General features: G+C 52.2%; 16 protein-coding genes and 1 riboswitch. Of the genes, 9 read left to right on the forward strand and 7 right to left on the reverse strand.

What is annotated here, in order from left to right:
• Positions 1–33 precede the first annotated feature (33 nt).
• The 3 genes from fnr to ttcA all read left to right on the forward strand — a co-directional run bounded on the left by fnr (position 34) and on the right by ttcA (position 2772).
• Complete coding sequence (gene fnr, locus AJE_RS01810; RefSeq protein ID WP_008949391.1) at positions 34–738, forward strand: fumarate/nitrate reduction transcriptional regulator Fnr; 705 nt, start codon at positions 34–36, stop codon at positions 736–738.
• Positions 739–844: 106 nt separating this feature from the next.
• Entirely contained in the window at positions 845–1777 is a 933-nt protein-coding gene (gene uspE / locus AJE_RS01815; protein WP_008610256.1) for a universal stress protein UspE, read from the forward strand.
• A gap of 77 nt (positions 1778–1854) precedes the next feature.
• Positions 1855–2772, forward strand: coding sequence for a tRNA 2-thiocytidine(32) synthetase TtcA (ttcA, locus tag AJE_RS01820; RefSeq protein ID WP_008949392.1), 918 nt, complete (start codon positions 1855–1857; stop codon positions 2770–2772).
• A gap of 75 nt (positions 2773–2847) precedes the next feature.
• On the opposite strand, the gene AJE_RS01825 is transcribed toward ttcA, so the two are convergent.
• Positions 2848–3714: a glucosaminidase domain-containing protein gene (locus AJE_RS01825; protein ID WP_008949393.1), complete on the reverse strand. Its 867-nt coding sequence runs from the start codon at positions 3712–3714 to the stop codon at positions 2848–2850.
• Positions 3715–3793: 79 nt separating this feature from the next.
• Between AJE_RS01825 and AJE_RS18520 the strand changes: the two genes are divergently transcribed.
• Together AJE_RS18520 and AJE_RS01830 are read left to right on the forward strand one after the other, a co-directional pair.
• A complete protein-coding gene (locus AJE_RS18520; protein WP_008610253.1) occupies positions 3794–3952 on the forward strand; it encodes a hypothetical protein in 159 nt (52 codons plus the stop codon).
• The gene (locus AJE_RS01830; protein WP_008949394.1) at positions 3927–5144 is read left to right on the forward strand and encodes a pyridoxal phosphate-dependent aminotransferase; all 1218 of its coding nucleotides are present in this window, start codon (positions 3927–3929) and stop codon (positions 5142–5144) included. Before AJE_RS18520 ends, AJE_RS01830 begins: the two co-directional genes overlap by 26 nt.
• Positions 5145–5197: 53 nt before the next feature.
• Here AJE_RS01830 and AJE_RS01835 read toward each other — a convergent pair whose 3' ends face one another.
• A complete protein-coding gene (locus AJE_RS01835; RefSeq protein WP_008949395.1) occupies positions 5198–5758 on the reverse strand; it encodes a lipid-binding SYLF domain-containing protein in 561 nt (186 codons plus the stop codon).
• A 167-nt stretch (positions 5759–5925) separates the two neighbouring features.
• Here AJE_RS01835 and AJE_RS01840 point away from each other — a divergent pair, with 167 nt between their 5' ends.
• Positions 5926–7344 (forward strand): alanine/glycine:cation symporter family protein, encoded by a 1419-nt coding sequence (locus AJE_RS01840; protein WP_008949396.1) that lies wholly within the window; start codon positions 5926–5928, stop codon positions 7342–7344.
• 81 nt (positions 7345–7425) lie between these two features.
• Here the strand turns inward: AJE_RS01840 and AJE_RS01845 are convergent, their stop codons facing one another.
• Positions 7426–7758: a YebG family protein gene (locus AJE_RS01845; protein ID WP_008949397.1), complete on the reverse strand. Its 333-nt coding sequence runs from the start codon at positions 7756–7758 to the stop codon at positions 7426–7428.
• 201 nt (positions 7759–7959) lie between these two features.
• Between AJE_RS01845 and AJE_RS01850 the strand changes: the two genes are divergently transcribed.
• The gene (locus tag AJE_RS01850) at positions 7960–9240 is read left to right on the forward strand and encodes an anti-phage deoxyguanosine triphosphatase (protein WP_008610248.1); all 1281 of its coding nucleotides are present in this window, start codon (positions 7960–7962) and stop codon (positions 9238–9240) included.
• 20 nt (positions 9241–9260) lie between these two features.
• A complete protein-coding gene (locus AJE_RS01855; protein WP_008949398.1) occupies positions 9261–10301 on the forward strand; it encodes a patatin-like phospholipase family protein in 1041 nt (346 codons plus the stop codon).
• Here AJE_RS01855 and AJE_RS01860 read toward each other — a convergent pair.
• The 4 genes from AJE_RS01860 to AJE_RS01875 are packed head-to-tail and all read right to left on the reverse strand — an operon-like array spanning position 10293 to position 13535.
• Positions 10293–11135: a cobalamin-binding protein gene (locus tag AJE_RS01860; RefSeq protein WP_138984185.1), complete on the reverse strand. Its 843-nt coding sequence runs from the start codon at positions 11133–11135 to the stop codon at positions 10293–10295. The genes AJE_RS01855 and AJE_RS01860 overlap by 9 nt on opposite strands.
• A 1-nt stretch (position 11136) precedes the next feature.
• Complete coding sequence (gene cobO, locus AJE_RS01865) at positions 11137–11739, reverse strand: cob(I)yrinic acid a,c-diamide adenosyltransferase (protein WP_008949400.1); 603 nt, start codon at positions 11737–11739, stop codon at positions 11137–11139.
• Between the two features lie 12 nt (positions 11740–11751).
• Positions 11752–12744 carry a FecCD family ABC transporter permease gene (locus AJE_RS01870; RefSeq protein ID WP_008949401.1) on the reverse strand — a complete coding sequence of 331 codons (993 nt, stop codon included), beginning with the start codon at positions 12742–12744 and terminating at the stop codon, positions 11752–11754.
• Positions 12741–13535, reverse strand: coding sequence for an ABC transporter ATP-binding protein (locus AJE_RS01875; RefSeq protein WP_008949402.1), 795 nt, complete (start codon positions 13533–13535; stop codon positions 12741–12743). Before AJE_RS01875 ends, AJE_RS01870 begins: the two co-directional genes overlap by 4 nt.
• 104 nt (positions 13536–13639) lie before the next feature.
• Positions 13640–13820: riboswitch (cobalamin riboswitch) on the reverse strand.
• Positions 13821–13991: 171 nt separating this feature from the next.
• Here AJE_RS01875 and AJE_RS01880 point away from each other — a divergent pair.
• Positions 13992–14546 carry an NADPH-dependent FMN reductase gene (locus AJE_RS01880; RefSeq protein WP_008610241.1) on the forward strand — a complete coding sequence of 185 codons (555 nt, stop codon included), beginning with the start codon at positions 13992–13994 and terminating at the stop codon, positions 14544–14546.
• Positions 14547–14674: the final 128 nt, after the last annotated feature.

The raw sequence follows: 14674 nt of genomic DNA on the forward strand, positions 1-14674 counted from the left end.
AGCTACTATATTAGGGAATTCAGGGTTTATTCGATGCAACGCTCGGCGATTAATTGTCAGGATTGTGGTTTTAGTCAGTTGTGCCTGCCGTTTTCACTCAACGATCAGGAAATGACCAAGCTGGATGACATTATTCAGCGCAAACGACCGTTGCATAAAGGCGATATCCTGTTTGAAAGCGGCACCGCCCTGAAAGCACTGTATGCTGTGCGTACCGGCTCCTTTAAAACCTTTACCCTGACCGAGCAAGGTGAGCAGCAAATTACCGGCTTCCATTTACCCGGCGATATTATCGGTTTTGATGCGATTAATACCCAGCAGCATATGAGCTACGCCGAAGCGCTGGAAACCGGCATGATTTGCGAGATCCCCTTTAACAACCTGGAAATGTTACTGGACCAGCTACCCAAGTTACGGCAGCAGATGATGCGGCTGATGAGTCAGGATATCCAGGCTGATCAGCAGATGTTGTTGCTGTTAAACCGCAAAACTGCCGAACAAAAACTGGCCACCTTTTTAAACCATCTGGCCTCGCGCTACGGTAACCGTGGTTTTTCCTCCAAAGCCTTCCGCCTGACCATGACCCGCAGTGATATCGGCAATTACCTGGGTTTAACCGTTGAAACCATTAGCAGGCTGCTGAGTAAATTACATAAAGATCAGATCATCGAAGTGGATGGCAAACTGATAACCATTTTAGATGCCCCTGCCTTAAGTAACCTCGCCGGTCAGTGTTAATCGGTATTTTGTTGATTTAACACAAAGGCCAGCCTACCAACTCCGGTTATGTTGACTACACTTAATCTAACAGATTGCGTGCATCAACCTGGTAACCGGAGTCATTATGTCGATTTATAACAATGTTTTAGTGGTATTAGATCCCACGACTGAACAACAGAAAGCCCTCGACCGCGCCCTGGAGCTAAGCCGCAAACAAGGCGGTAAACTGACCGCGTTTTTATCGGTATACGAATTCTCCTATGAGATGACCACCATGCTATCCGGTGACGAACGCGAAGCAATGAAGCAGGCGGTGATTAAAGATCGCGAAATCTGGGTCAGTGGCTTACTGCAGCAGGCTCAGGCGCAAGGACTGGAGATCAGTATTCAGGTGGTCTGGCACAACAGACCGTTCGAAGCCGTCGTCAAAGCTGTGCTGGAGCATAACTTTGATCTGGTGATCAAAGGCACCCATGACCACGATGTGCTGAAATCCATGATTTTCACCCCAACTGACTGGCATATTTTGCGCAAATGCCCCTGCCCGGTGCTGCTGGTAAAAGAGCATGCCTGGCCGGCGCAAGGTAATATTATCGCCGCTGTTAATGCCGGCAGTGAGCAGGAGCATCATAAATCCCTGAATAACAGGGTGATTGATAAAGCTAAACAAATGGCTGCCATGCTAAATGCCAGGGTGCATCTGGTGAATGCCTACCCCGGTACTCCGGTTAATATCGCCATCGAGATCCCGGAATTTAATCCGCAGGAATATAACAGCACCATGCAGCGACATCATAAGGATGCCGTGAAGCAACTGGCAGCCGAACATCAGATCCCGGCAGAGCAATGTCATGTGCTGGAAGGGATGCCGGAAGATGTGATCCCGAAATTGGCACGGCAGCTTGATGCCGAGATGGTATTAATTGGCACTATCGGCCGTACTGGGTTATCGGCGGCCATTATCGGTAATACCGCTGAGCATGTGATTGACCGTCTGGATTGTGATGTGCTGGCCTTAAAACCGGCCAATTTTGTCTGTCCGCTGGAGAAATCCTAGCCTTCCAGCCTCTGCCTCTTTTGAACAGGCGCACCCTTGGGTATAATGTGCGCCTTTTTTCTGTCTGGTAGTTAATGATGTCTCACGCGGCACAAGCGAAAGCCCAATATAATCTGAACAAGCTGTATAAACGGCTGCGCCGTAATGTCGGCCAGGCCATTGCTGATTTTGGCATGATCAGCGAAGGTGACAAGATCATGGTCTGTTTATCCGGCGGCAAAGACTCCTATACGCTGTTAGATATCCTGCTTAATCTGCAGCAATCTGCGCCGGTGAATTTCAGCATCGTTGCAGTTAACCTGGATCAGAAACAACCCGGCTTCCCGGCGCATGTGTTACCGGAATATTTAAGCAGCATCGGCGTCGATTTTAAAATTGTTACTGAAGACACCTACTCGATCGTCAAAGAGAAGATCCCGGAAGGTAAAACCACCTGCTCACTGTGCTCACGGCTGCGCCGCGGTATTTTATATCGTACGGCAAAGGAGCTGGGCGCGACCAAGATAGCGCTGGGTCATCATCGCGATGATATGCTGGAAACCTTGTTTTTAAATATGTTCTACGGCGGCAAGATGAAGTCGATGCCGCCCAAGCTGATCAGCGACAATGGTGAACATATCGTGATCCGGCCACTGGCCTACTGCAAAGAAAAAGATATTGAAAAATACTCAGTGGCGAAAGGCTTCCCCATCATCCCCTGCAACCTCTGTGGCTCACAGGATGGTTTACAGCGGCAGGTGGTAAAAGAAATGCTGCAGGATTGGGATAAGCGCTTCCCCGGCCGCATTGAAACCATGTTCCAGGCAATGCAAAATATTATTCCTTCGCATCTGGCCGATAACAGTTTGTTCGATTTTAAAGCCATCAGCAAAGACAGCCCGTTAAACGGCGATGGTGATACTGCCTTTGATAAACCGGCCGTACCATCAGTGCCGGTAGGTTTTGAGCAGGATGATGAAGAGCTGAGCGTGCATCAGACGGTAGAACTAAGCTAGTTTAGCCGCAATCTACCTTAAGTATTTTGCTTTAGAAAAGCCTGGTTAAAACCGGGCTTTTTAATTCTAGCTTGCTTACTCTTCCAGCAGACGGCGATTAAAACGGATCATGGCAGTGATTTCTTCAATATACTCATGACCGCGTTCAGAATACGCGCTTAAACCGTGCGCCAGGGCTTCACCACGCAGCGGCTTATTATCAGCGCGGTGCTCAGCCCGGATATGCCGCAGCTTCTCATAAGTATGAAAGGTATTCAGGTTGTAGAAGTAACTACGGATACTGGCCGCCGGGCTATCGAAGCGGGCAACTTCATGAAACTGATCTTCGGCACGATTTTGTGGGATCAGGCCACAGCCCTCCCGGAAACACCATTGCCCAAAGAAATTATAACCCTCGACCGCAAAGCGGCTGGTACCCCAGGCTGATTCATTGGCAGCCTGCATCAACACCAGACTTTCCGGCAGAATATCCACCCGCTTTAACAGCTCCTGCAACGCCTGGGGATCGGTTTCGGCCACATCCAGTTTAAACTCTTCATACAGGCTGTATAAAAAAGCGTATTCTTCCAGCGAGATACGCAGGTTTTTCTGCTTCTTTTCCGCAATATCTAATAGCTGCTCGCGCAACCAGAGTAAACGCTGGTTCTCGCGTTTTACATGTGGCCGCAGGTAATCAAAAAAGGCCTGTTTTTTGCGGTTAATGTCGCGGATCGCATTAAAGTCCGGTAATGGCTGTTTTGGAATATCTGCTTTCGGATACGCCAGGCGCTGCAGTAGCTTTTTCTGATCCGCTTCTGATAACGCAGTCAGCCGGCTTGGGATCTGCCATTCTTCCAAGGCTTCCGGCTCTTTAATTGGTTCCAGCTGACTAAAAGGGCTGGCGATAGCAATAACTACCCAAAGCCAAAACAGTAGCAGAATCAATTTACGAATTAAGAGCATTCACCACCTTTAATACTGGATTTGTACAAATAACGACCAAAACGGCCGCATATTCTACCGCCAATAAGGCCAGGATTCGATGAAAAAGTTCGAACTGCGCTTTTTTTCTGTTTTATTGCCTGAAAATATTGCAAATTTTTCTGTACTGAGAAACACTGCCATAGGCAGTTTTAGCTGTCTGGATGGATATTTTACTGAAGCAGGCAAACAAGATGAAAGCGGTAGAACGGTCAAATAAACTGGATGGGGTCTGTTACGATATTCGTGGCCCGGTGGCACGTGAAGCGAAACGGATGGAAGAAGAAGGCCACCGCATTCTGAAACTGAATATTGGTAACCCGGCGCCCTTTGGTTTTGAAGCGCCGGATGAAATTCTTAAGCATGTGATCCACAACCTGCCAACGGCACAGGGCTACTCAGACTCACAGGGTATCTATCCGGCCCGGGTGGCGGTAGCACAGTACTACCAGCAACGTGGTATTCTCGGTGCCGATGCGGATGATGTCTATATCGGTAATGGCGTCTCGGAGCTGATCCTGATGTCGCTGCAGGCACTGTTGAATAATGGTGATGAAGTGCTGGTGCCGATGCCGGATTATCCGCTGTGGACCGCCGCAGTGAATCTGGCTGGTGGTAAGGCGGTACATTACCTGTGTGATGAGCAACAGGACTGGCTGCCGGCACTGGATGATATCAAAGCGAAAATCAGCAAAAAAACCCGGGCCCTGGTCCTGATTAACCCGAATAATCCGACCGGCGCTGTCTATAGTGCGGATTTTCTGCGTCAGTTACTGCAGGTCGCACGCGAGCATAAGTTGGTGGTGCTTAGCGACGAGATCTACGACAAGGTGCTGTACGATGGCACTGAGCATGTTAGCACTGCCGCGCTGGCCGACGATCTGGTGATGCTGACCTTTGGTGGCTTATCAAAAAATTACCGCATCGCCGGTTTTCGCATTGGCTGGTTATTTATTTCCGGCGCCAAGCAGGCGGCACGCCAATATATCGAAGGCTTGAATATTCTGGCCTCGATGCGGCTTTGTGCCAACGTGCCCTGCCAGCATGCAGTACAAACCGCGCTGGGTGGCTATCAGAGTATTAATGAGCTGGTGGTACCGGGTGGGCGGTTATATGATCAGATGGATCTGGCGCACAAACTGGTGACCGAGATTGATGGCATCAGCTGTATGCGCCCCAAGGGAGCGATGTATCTGTTTCCGAAGATCGATCTTAAAAAATACCGGATTCAGGACGACGAGCTGTTTGTGCTGGATTTTCTGCGCCAGCACAAGGTATTACTGGTGCATGGCCGGGCTTTTAACTGGCCAGAGCCGGATCATTTCCGTATTGTCACGCTACCGCACAAAGAACAACTGACGCAGGCGATTAGCCGCCTGGGCCAGTTCTTACAAAGCTACAGTCAATATTAAGCTGCAGATGGCTGCGGCCTGACAACAGGCCGCAGCGGCTCTTAACCTGGCGCTTAGTTCAGCTTACGGTCGACCCAGAATTTAGTTCCTTTGATGGTAGCCTGTAACGCCAGGCCTGCTTCAGTAAACTGATAGATAGTCACCTCATCAACACTGGCTTCAGCCCCGACGGCAGCGCCTTTGTCACCGGCTTTGGCGGCGGCGTCCGCCTGAGCACCAAAGGCCCAGCCCTGTTCAATAAAACGGTTCATCGCCTGCTCAGTGTGAAACACCATCACTAAGCGAAAGTCTTTCACACCGGCGCCCAAGCCGACACCGACCTCGCCCATGCGCATATAGGTATCGGCGCCGCTACGGTTGTTACGCACCACGCCATAACCACCACCAAAGCTGGCCAGCAGCAGATTGACATTGGCATTGCTAAATACCGCATAGCCCGGTGCGCTGGCGACTTCAGGCCGGGCACTGGTTTTCTCGCGATACAACTCAGTTAGCACCTGCTGCCGCATCTCATTAATAGCAGTGCGCTGCTCAGCCGGGGTAGCATTTAAACCGGCGGCGCAGCCTTGTAGCATAAATAAGAGTACCGTCAGCAAAGCTGTTTTTATCCACATAGTCCCTCTCCTATTTCGCGGTCTGACAGACCTTAACGCAATAAAGCTTAGCTCAACTATCTGAATCCGCGGTTAATCGCATTCAGGGTACTGTCAGTGCCTGCTGTATTGTCAGCGCCACAGTTAGCAGGTATGCTCCGACAGTCAATAGCCATCCGGATAGCAATATGTCTGCGGAGTTCTCGTTCCAGGCCAGCTTTGAAGCCTTTACCAATCAGCTGGCCGCTGTAGTGTTTTATGCCTTTTCCTTTAATGGGGTACCAATCCCGCTGGTGATGATCTGGCTGATCAGTGGCGCCCTGATTTTTACCTTTTATCTCGGGTTTATTAATATCCGCGGCTTTGGCTACGCTATCCGGCGCTTATTTGCCAAGCCGGAAGCCGGCAGCAGCGGCGAGATTTCGCCCTATAAAGCCCTGACCACAGCCTTATCCGGTACCGTTGGTACCGGTAATATTGCCGGGGTGGCAGTAGCCATTAGTTTGGGTGGTCCCGGCGCGACCTTCTGGATGATTATGGCCGGCCTGCTTGGCATGTCGACCAAATTTGTGGAATGTACGCTGGCGGTGAAGTACCGCCAGCTTAATGCGGATGGCAGCGTCTCCGGCGGGCCGATGTACTATATTAAGGCGGCGCTGGATAAATATCAGTTACCCTGGCTTGGCAGCGCGCTGGCAGTATTCTTCTCCATTGCCGTGATCTTTGGCTCAGCTGGCTTTGTGCACGTGAATCAGGGCTTTGTGCAGGTACAAAGCGTCACTGGCTTTGATAATGCCTGGTTGTTTGGCGCGATCTACGCTGCGTTGATTGGCGCTGTGATTATCGGCGGCATTAAAAGTATCGCCAATGTCACCAGCAAGCTGGTGCCGCTAATGTGCGCCATCTACCTGCTGGCAGCGCTGATCGTGATTGGCAGCCATCTCTCTGCGGTACCGGCTGCACTTTGGCTGATTGTCCAAAGCGCCTTTGCTCCCGACGCCGCCTACGGTGGTTTTATTGGTGTGTTAATTCAGGGTTTTCGCCGTGCCGCTTACTCCAATGAAGCCGGCATCGGCTCGTCACCGATCGCCCATGCCGCCGCGAAAACCAAGGATCCAGTATCCCAGGGTTTTGTTGGCCTGCTAGAGCCCTTTATTGATACGGTGGTGATCTGCACTATTACTGCACTGGTGATTATTCTGACCGGTGCCTATCAGATGCAGGGGCTGGACGGCGTGCAAATTACCTCCAGTGCTTTTGCCTCGGTATTCGATTGGTTCCCACTGGTCTTGATGGTGGCCTTGCTGCTGTTTGGCTTTTCGACGGTACTCAGCTGGTCTTACTATGGCCTGACCGGCTGGCGTTATATCGTCGGCACCCACCCCCGACTCACTACGCTATACAAACTGCTGTTCTGTGGCATGGTATCGATGGGAGCGGTGCCGAGCATTATGGCGGTGTTTGATTTTATCGATTCGATGATTTTTTTGATGGCAGTGCCGAATATCCTGGCGCTGTACTTATTATTGCCGGAAGTAAAACGCGATCTGCAGCATTACTGGCAGCAAAAAATCACGGCGCGAGCCACAGCCGGTAAACAGGCTTAGCCCAAGGCAATCGCTAAGCCGCCGCATAAAGCGGATGGCTTAGCGTTGTCCTAGGGGATCCTGGCGTGATGCGATGCCAAATCAGGCGGCGTGGCCGGCAGCAACAGCTTTCAGCCCTTTGCTGCTGGTATCATCCTGCTTTGCTGTGGTCTGCTCCTCGCTGTCCTGCTTGCCGGCTTTGGCCGCTTTTTTAACGCCCAGCGCCACCAGCAAGGGCTCTTTTTGCTGCGCCAGATACAGTGCCAGCGCCTCTGCCTGAGCTTCATCTGTCAGCTGATTAGACGCAGACAACAACACCTGTAGCGCATCAGCCGTATCAAGCATTTTATCGTAGGCATCGGCTTCCGCTTTACTGGTAAAGGTCATTTTTTCTACTCCACTGCGTTCCACGACATATTTGGTGATCACTGCCATTTTTTGACTCCTCAGTACGCTGACTGCGTTATTATCCGAAACTGTTTATTTATACAGTGTAAATTTAAGGAAGTCTAGAGCACCATTTAGTTTAAAAAACCGACACCAGCGAAGTTTAAACTAGATAATGCTTTAGCATCGCTTCTGGATCGCATTTACTTTATGATAAGTTACTGAATCGTTATTAATTGGTGGACTAGGATGACGGAAAAATGGCAAGCCCGGCGCTCTGATGCGCCGGATAACAGACCCAGAGATCACCGTACGCCCTGGCAGCGCGACCGGGCCAGAGTATTGCACTCGGCAGCATTTCGCCGTCTGCAGTCGAAAACCCAAATCCTCGGCATCGGTCAGAACGATTTTTACCGCACCCGCCTGACTCACTCGCTGGAAGCCGCGCAAATAGGCACTGGCCTGGTTAACCAACTAAGATTAAATTGTCCACCAGCGCTGCAAGGCTTATTACCCGATGATAGCCTGATGGAAGCACTCTGTCTGGCGCATGATTTGGGGCATCCGCCCTTTGGTCATGGCGGTGAAACCGCACTGAACTTTAAAATGTTAGCCTATGGTGGCTTTGAGGGTAATGGCCAAACGTTAAGGATCGTTGCCAAGCTTGAACCCTATACCGAGTTTCATGGTATGGACCTTACCCGCCGCACCCTGCTTGGCTTGCTGAAGTACCCGGTATTACAACCCGAAATCCCACTGCTGCCCAGCGTCGATAATCCACTTAGTCTGGCCGATTGGAAACCTGCTAAGGCCATTTTCGCCGCCGACAGTGATATTCTGGACTGGGTGCTGGCGCCGCTCAGTGCAGCCGATCGGCAAAGCTTTCAGCAGGTACAACAGCTGACACAGTCGCCGTGGCAAAAGTCCTGCCACAAGTCTCTGGATGCCTCCATTATGGAACTGGCCGACGATATCGCTTATGGCGTGCATGATCTGGAAGATGCGATAGTGCTTGGCAACCTGCGCTATCAACAATGGCAGGATTTTACTGCCGCACCTTTTGCCCAGTTGGATCAAGCATATCAGCGACAGCTGGCCGAACTGGCCACTAAGTTATTTAGTCCCAAACATCATTTACGCAAAGATGCCATTGGCTCACTGGTTAATCAGTTAATTACCTCGGTTAGCCTCTATCAAAGCCTGCCGTCTTGCCAAGAACCGCTGATCCGCTACAATGCCCGGCTGGCAGATGCTGAGCAGCATATGTTACAGACCCTGAAAAATCTGGTTTACCGCTGCGTGATCCAGCTGCCGGAGATCCAGCAGTCGCGTTTTCGCTGTCAGAATATGCTGTTAAAGTTGTTCGATGCCTTTAGCTCAGATCCACAGCGCTTGTTACCGCTAAATACCCAGGCCCGCTGGCAGGCTGCGGTTGATAACACTGCCAAACAGCGGGTTATTTGCGATTATCTTTCCGGAATGACTGACGATTACGCCGAACGGATGCATCAGACATTGTTTGGAAACTAGCAGTCAGAAGAGGAGTGACAGTGCAGTCACCACTACGCGTATTAGCCGGTGCTACCGCCTGGCGCCATATCCAGCAGGCTGGCCTGAAGGCGGATGATATTGAGGTGATGGTCGGCGCCAGCGGCGGTCCGAAATGGTTTTGCCTCTATGGTTTAGATCAGTATCTGTTATCTGAGTTTTTTGCCGGCCGTCAGAAACCATTACATTTATTAGGCAGCTCCGCCGGAGCCTGGCGTTTTAGCTGCTATGCCCAGCAGGATGCCGTCGCCGCATCAGCCCGTTTCGCCAAAGCCTATTCGGAGATCTGCTACCCGAAAGGTGCCGATCTGAAGCTGATTACCCGGATCTCGCATGCCATTATCGACCAGGTCCTGCCAACAGCCAACCATTGTCGCGAAGTGCTGGATAATCCGGTGATGAAGCTACATCTGATTGTTGATCGGGCGAAAGGTCTGACCCGCACCCGCAACAGCCTGTTACAGGGTGCAGCGCTCGGCCTGACCGCTACTGCCAACCTGCTGAACCGCTCCTTACTGCAATTTTTTTATCAGCGGGTACATTTTTATGCGCCCGGAGCCTGCGCCTCTCTGATGCACAGTGCGGAACTGCCGACCGAACATGTCGCCCTAAACGATGACAATCTGAAAGCGGCGATTCTTGCCAGTGGCTCCATCCCGATGGTACTGGAACCGATTGAGAATATTAGCCACGCCAAACCGGGCCGCTATTTTGACGGCGGCATTACCGACTATCATTTTAATCAGTCCTTTACTGAACAGGGACTGGTGCTCTACCCACATTTTTACCCCAGCCTGACGCCGGGCTGGTTTGATAAAGCCCTGCCCTGGCGCCGGGTGAAGCCGGCGCTGCTGCATAATGTGGTGATCCTCTGCCCCAGTGACGCCTGGGTGCGCAGCCTGCCCTATGCCAAGATACCGGATCGCAAAGACTTTAAACTGCCCGATGCTGAGCGTATCGCCTATTGGCAGGAAGTCCTGCAGCGCTCACATGAGCTGGCCGCCGCCTTTGCCAGCGGCGATTATCAACTCGAGTTACTGTAGGACGGGTTTCCGATAAATTGCCAACTGCTGACACAAGGTCGCTGCAGCATCCAGGATCCGTGGCGTCGCGCGGTATAGCTGGTTAGCATCCAGCGTGATAAAGGCGTGCTGCTGTACCGCCGGTAGCTGCGTAAAGCGCTGCCAGAACGCATTATGCTCAGTTTTCGCTTCGCGGCTAGCCTGCACTATTACTGCTGGCTGGCGGGCTAATAACTGCTCCAGCGCTACCTGCGGATAATCGGTTTTCGCATCGGCAAAGATATTTTGTGCCGCACACAGCGATAATACCTGCGCTGGCCAGGCTTGATTGGCAACCGTCATTAAAGGCTCAGTCCCGAGCGCAAAGAATACCGGCACTGCTGGTTTAGCCTGATACTGTGCCGCCAGTTGCTGTTGTCGTTGCCGGAAAGCAGCAGCCTGCTGTTGTCCTTGCTCTGCCTGACCCAGTAGCTGCCCTAACTCAACAAGCTCGCTGGCAATATCATCCAGTAATACCGGCTCAGAATAAAACACCCGGATGCCGAATTGCTGCAGGCGCTGTAAATCGGCCTCCGGATTACCGCCACGCCAGGCCAGCACCAAATCCGGCTTTAGCGCCAGGATCGCCTCGACATTTAAGGCACCGAAGGTATTGAAGGACGGCAAGGTTTTGGCCGCCTCCGGATAATCGGAATAATCGCTCACCGCCACCAGCCGCTCACCGGCGTCCAGCAAATACACCCATTCGGTCAGATGCGGGGTCAGGCTGATCAGCCGCTGCGGTACTGCGCTGGTCGCGGCCTGGCTACTTAAAGGCAGCCACAGTAGCAGGCAAAGCAGCAGATATGGGCGCATCTTACCAATCCAGACCGCGCTGCGCTTTGACACCAGCATCGAAAGCATGTTTCACCACCTGTACCTCACTGACCGTGTCAGCTAACTCAATTAAACGACGATGACAGGCGCGGCCGGTGATCACCACATGTTGTTTTGGCGGCCGATTTAACAGTGCCTGTTCAATCCGCTCCAGCGGCAGATAATGGAAGGTTAGCATATAGGTCAGTTCATCCAGCAGCACCAGGTCGATGCTGTCGTCAGCCAAAAATCGCTCCGCTTCCTGCCACACCAACTCTGCCGCGGCAATATCACCGGCCCGATCCTGCGTATCCCAGGTAAAGCCGGTGGCCATTACCGCAAACTCCACGCCATGCTGCTGCAGCAAATTACGCTCACCACAGTCCCAGCTACCTTTAATAAACTGCACCACCGCTGCCGTTAAGCCATGTCCGACAGCACGGGCCACAGTACCAAAACCAGCGGTGGATTTCCCCTTACCATTGCCGGTTAACACCAATAGCAGCCCTTTCTCAATATTGGCACGGGCCACCGCCGCATCAACCTGGGCTTTTAGCCGTTGCTGTCTGGCCTGATGCTGCTGTTGTTTAAGCTGCTCTGACATCTGTACTCCCCATTACACCCGTCGCCGTAGCAACAATAAGAAAAAGAGACTTCCCAGCACTGAGGTAATGACCCCTAGCGGGATTTCCTGCTGTGCCAACAAGGTCCGTGATAGATTATCGACCCACAACATAAAGACCGCGCCCAATAAGGCCGATCCCAGCAGTAAGGGTACAGCGGTGACACCAAACAAATAACGCACCATATGTGGCACCAACAGACCGACAAAGGCGATACCGCCGCATTGTGACACAATCACCGCACTGACCAGCGCCGTGGCAATCAGCAACACCAGGCGCAGCCGCTCGGGCCGGATGCCGAGGCTGCGGGCGCTACTGTCTGATAATAACAGTGCATCCAGTTGCCGGCGCAGTGCCAGCGCGAGCAACAACAACAAGACGACCGGAGGGCCAATTAACATTAAGCTTTGCCAGCTGCTGCGGCTTAAACTGCCCATTAACCAGAAAATCACCCGGTTGGCGGCAAAGGGCTCGGCAAAATACAAAATAAAGCTGCTGATAGCACTGAGCATAAAGGATACCGCTACCCCGGCTAACAGCGTGATCTCAATGCGTTGTCGTTGCTGACGCATGGCTACCGCCAGCACCAGCACAATCGCCAGCATGGCCCCGACAAAGGCACCCAGCGCCATACTCAGTTGCTGCTCTGGCAACACGATGCTGACAATAGTCGCGCCCAGTGCTGCACCGGCCATCAAACCAAATAAATAAGGATCGGCCAGTGGATTACGGCTGGCATTTTGTAACACAGCGCCGCTGACCGCTAAGCCAGCCCCAACCAGTAAGGCAGTCAGTACCCGTGGCAACCGCAGTTGCCAGATAATGGTTTCGGCCAGTGGCTCAGTCCCGTTGAACTGCAGTGCCGCCGCCAGCGTCGACAACGGAAAGGAGACACTGCCAAGCAACAGGCTTATCACGACACTTACCAGCAACACCAGTGCGAGCGCAGTTAACGCCAACGGGTAATAACGGGTCCAGCGGCTCATAATGCGACCTGCGGGCTGATAAACTGTACCTGCCACCAACCATATTGCGGATGCTGACTGACTGCTACCGGTAACTCAAATACCTCGCTCAGTAATGCCGGTTGCAACACCTGTTCCGGACGACCAAAGGCACGCACCTTGCCCTGGTCCAACAGCAATAATTTGTGACAATAGCGCGCAGCGAGATCCAGATCATGGATAGCGCAAATGACGGTTTTTTTCAGCTGCAACAGCAGTTGAAGCAACTGATGCTGATGTTTCACATCCAGATGATTAGTCGGCTCGTCCAGCAATAACACACTGGCCTGTTGTACCAGTGCCCGGGCCAACGTCAGGCGTTGCCATTCGCCACCCGACAGGCTCTCGACCGGCTGCTGTTGTTTCTCCAGCAAACCGGTTTGACTGAGCGCCAGCAACACTTGTTGCCGGTCATAATCGTTATCCGGTTCAAACCAACTTTTGTGCGGCAAGAGCCCAAGTGCAGCCACCTGATAACAGCTTAAACCGGTTAAAGGTGGATTATGCTGCGGTAAGAATGCCAGCTGCCTGGCTAATTGCCGTAGTGGGATGCTGGCCAGAGATTTACCGGCAAACAACAGCTTGCCACTGTCCGGCGCCGGACAACCACTTAACAGCGACAGCAACGAGCTTTTGCCGGCACCATTCGGGCCAATAATTCCCACCAGCTCACCGGGTGCCAGCTCCAGGCTAATATCCTGCAGCACCTGAGTGCGCTGGCGCTGCTGCGGATAGCTCAGACTAATTTGCTGTAATGAATAAATGGCGCTCACGCGATTGTCCAGTTAGTTAATGGGCAGCAACCAAGGACAACCGGCAGTGCAAGCTGCAGGCCGGGCAAAGGCGCTACCGTGTATTCCCGCACGGGCGTATCAAAGGCATAATTCGTGTTCTGGCAGGTCTCCTGACTTAACGCGATAACCCACAGCCACCTTCCCGTTATCAATACTGACACAGTGGTATTAGCTGCAGCGCGTTTCACAGTTGCGGGTACAGTTCAGGTATTCCACCTGATTCCCTTTTCAAGCACGTTGCTCACCAGACTGCGGCATTCTAGCAGCTAAGACCGCCAACTGCCAGAGAGTCGAACTGCAGTAAAAATCCATGGGCGTAGTGATGTTTGCGGCCTGAAGAGTCCGCGCTAGCGAACAAAATCTAAGCAGCAAACGTCAACACACCCTAAATTCAGCTAAGCTGTTAAGGGTATTTAGCTATGACGAGGATAAGTTATGACAATTAAGGTGCTTGCGATCTGTGGTAGTTTACGCGCCCGCTCGACTAACCGCGGTTTATTGCGTTTTGCCCAGGCAAACGCCCCCACCGGTATGAAGATCCATATTGCCGATTTGCTGGATGTGCCTTTCTATAATGCCGATCTGGCAGAGAAACCCGCGGCCGTAAGCACCCTGCTGCAAGAGTTTGCCGAGGCGGATGCCCTGCTACTGGCCTGTCCGGAGTACAATTACTCACTGGCGCCAGCGTTGAAAAATGCGCTGGATTGGGCCTCACGGGAGCCGGATAACCACTTGTTACGCGGCAAACCGGTGGCGATCCTCGGCTCTGCCGGTGGTATGGGCAGCTCGCGCTCACAATACCATTTACGCCAGGTCTGTGTTTATCTGGACTTACACCCCCTGAATAAGCCGGAAGTCTTTGCTAATGCCTTTAGCGGCGCCTTTGACCACGAGGGTAACTTGCTGGACCAAAAGATCCAGGACAATATCCGGCAATTGCTGCAAGCATTGTCCCTTTGGCAGAAACAATTAAGCCTGCCTGTTGGCTGACGTAAGCGAAAATAGTGTTATAATATCGCGTGTTTAAGGGCGCAATGCCTGGTCTTTGCCTGCAAGGCGTCAGCCATAGCTATGTTGGGTGAGTGCCAGGTGAGTGTTGGGTGATACAAGGATTTATA

The organism is Alishewanella jeotgali KCTC 22429, assembly GCF_000245735.1.
Classification (GTDB): domain Bacteria; phylum Pseudomonadota; class Gammaproteobacteria; order Enterobacterales; family Alteromonadaceae; genus Alishewanella; species Alishewanella jeotgali.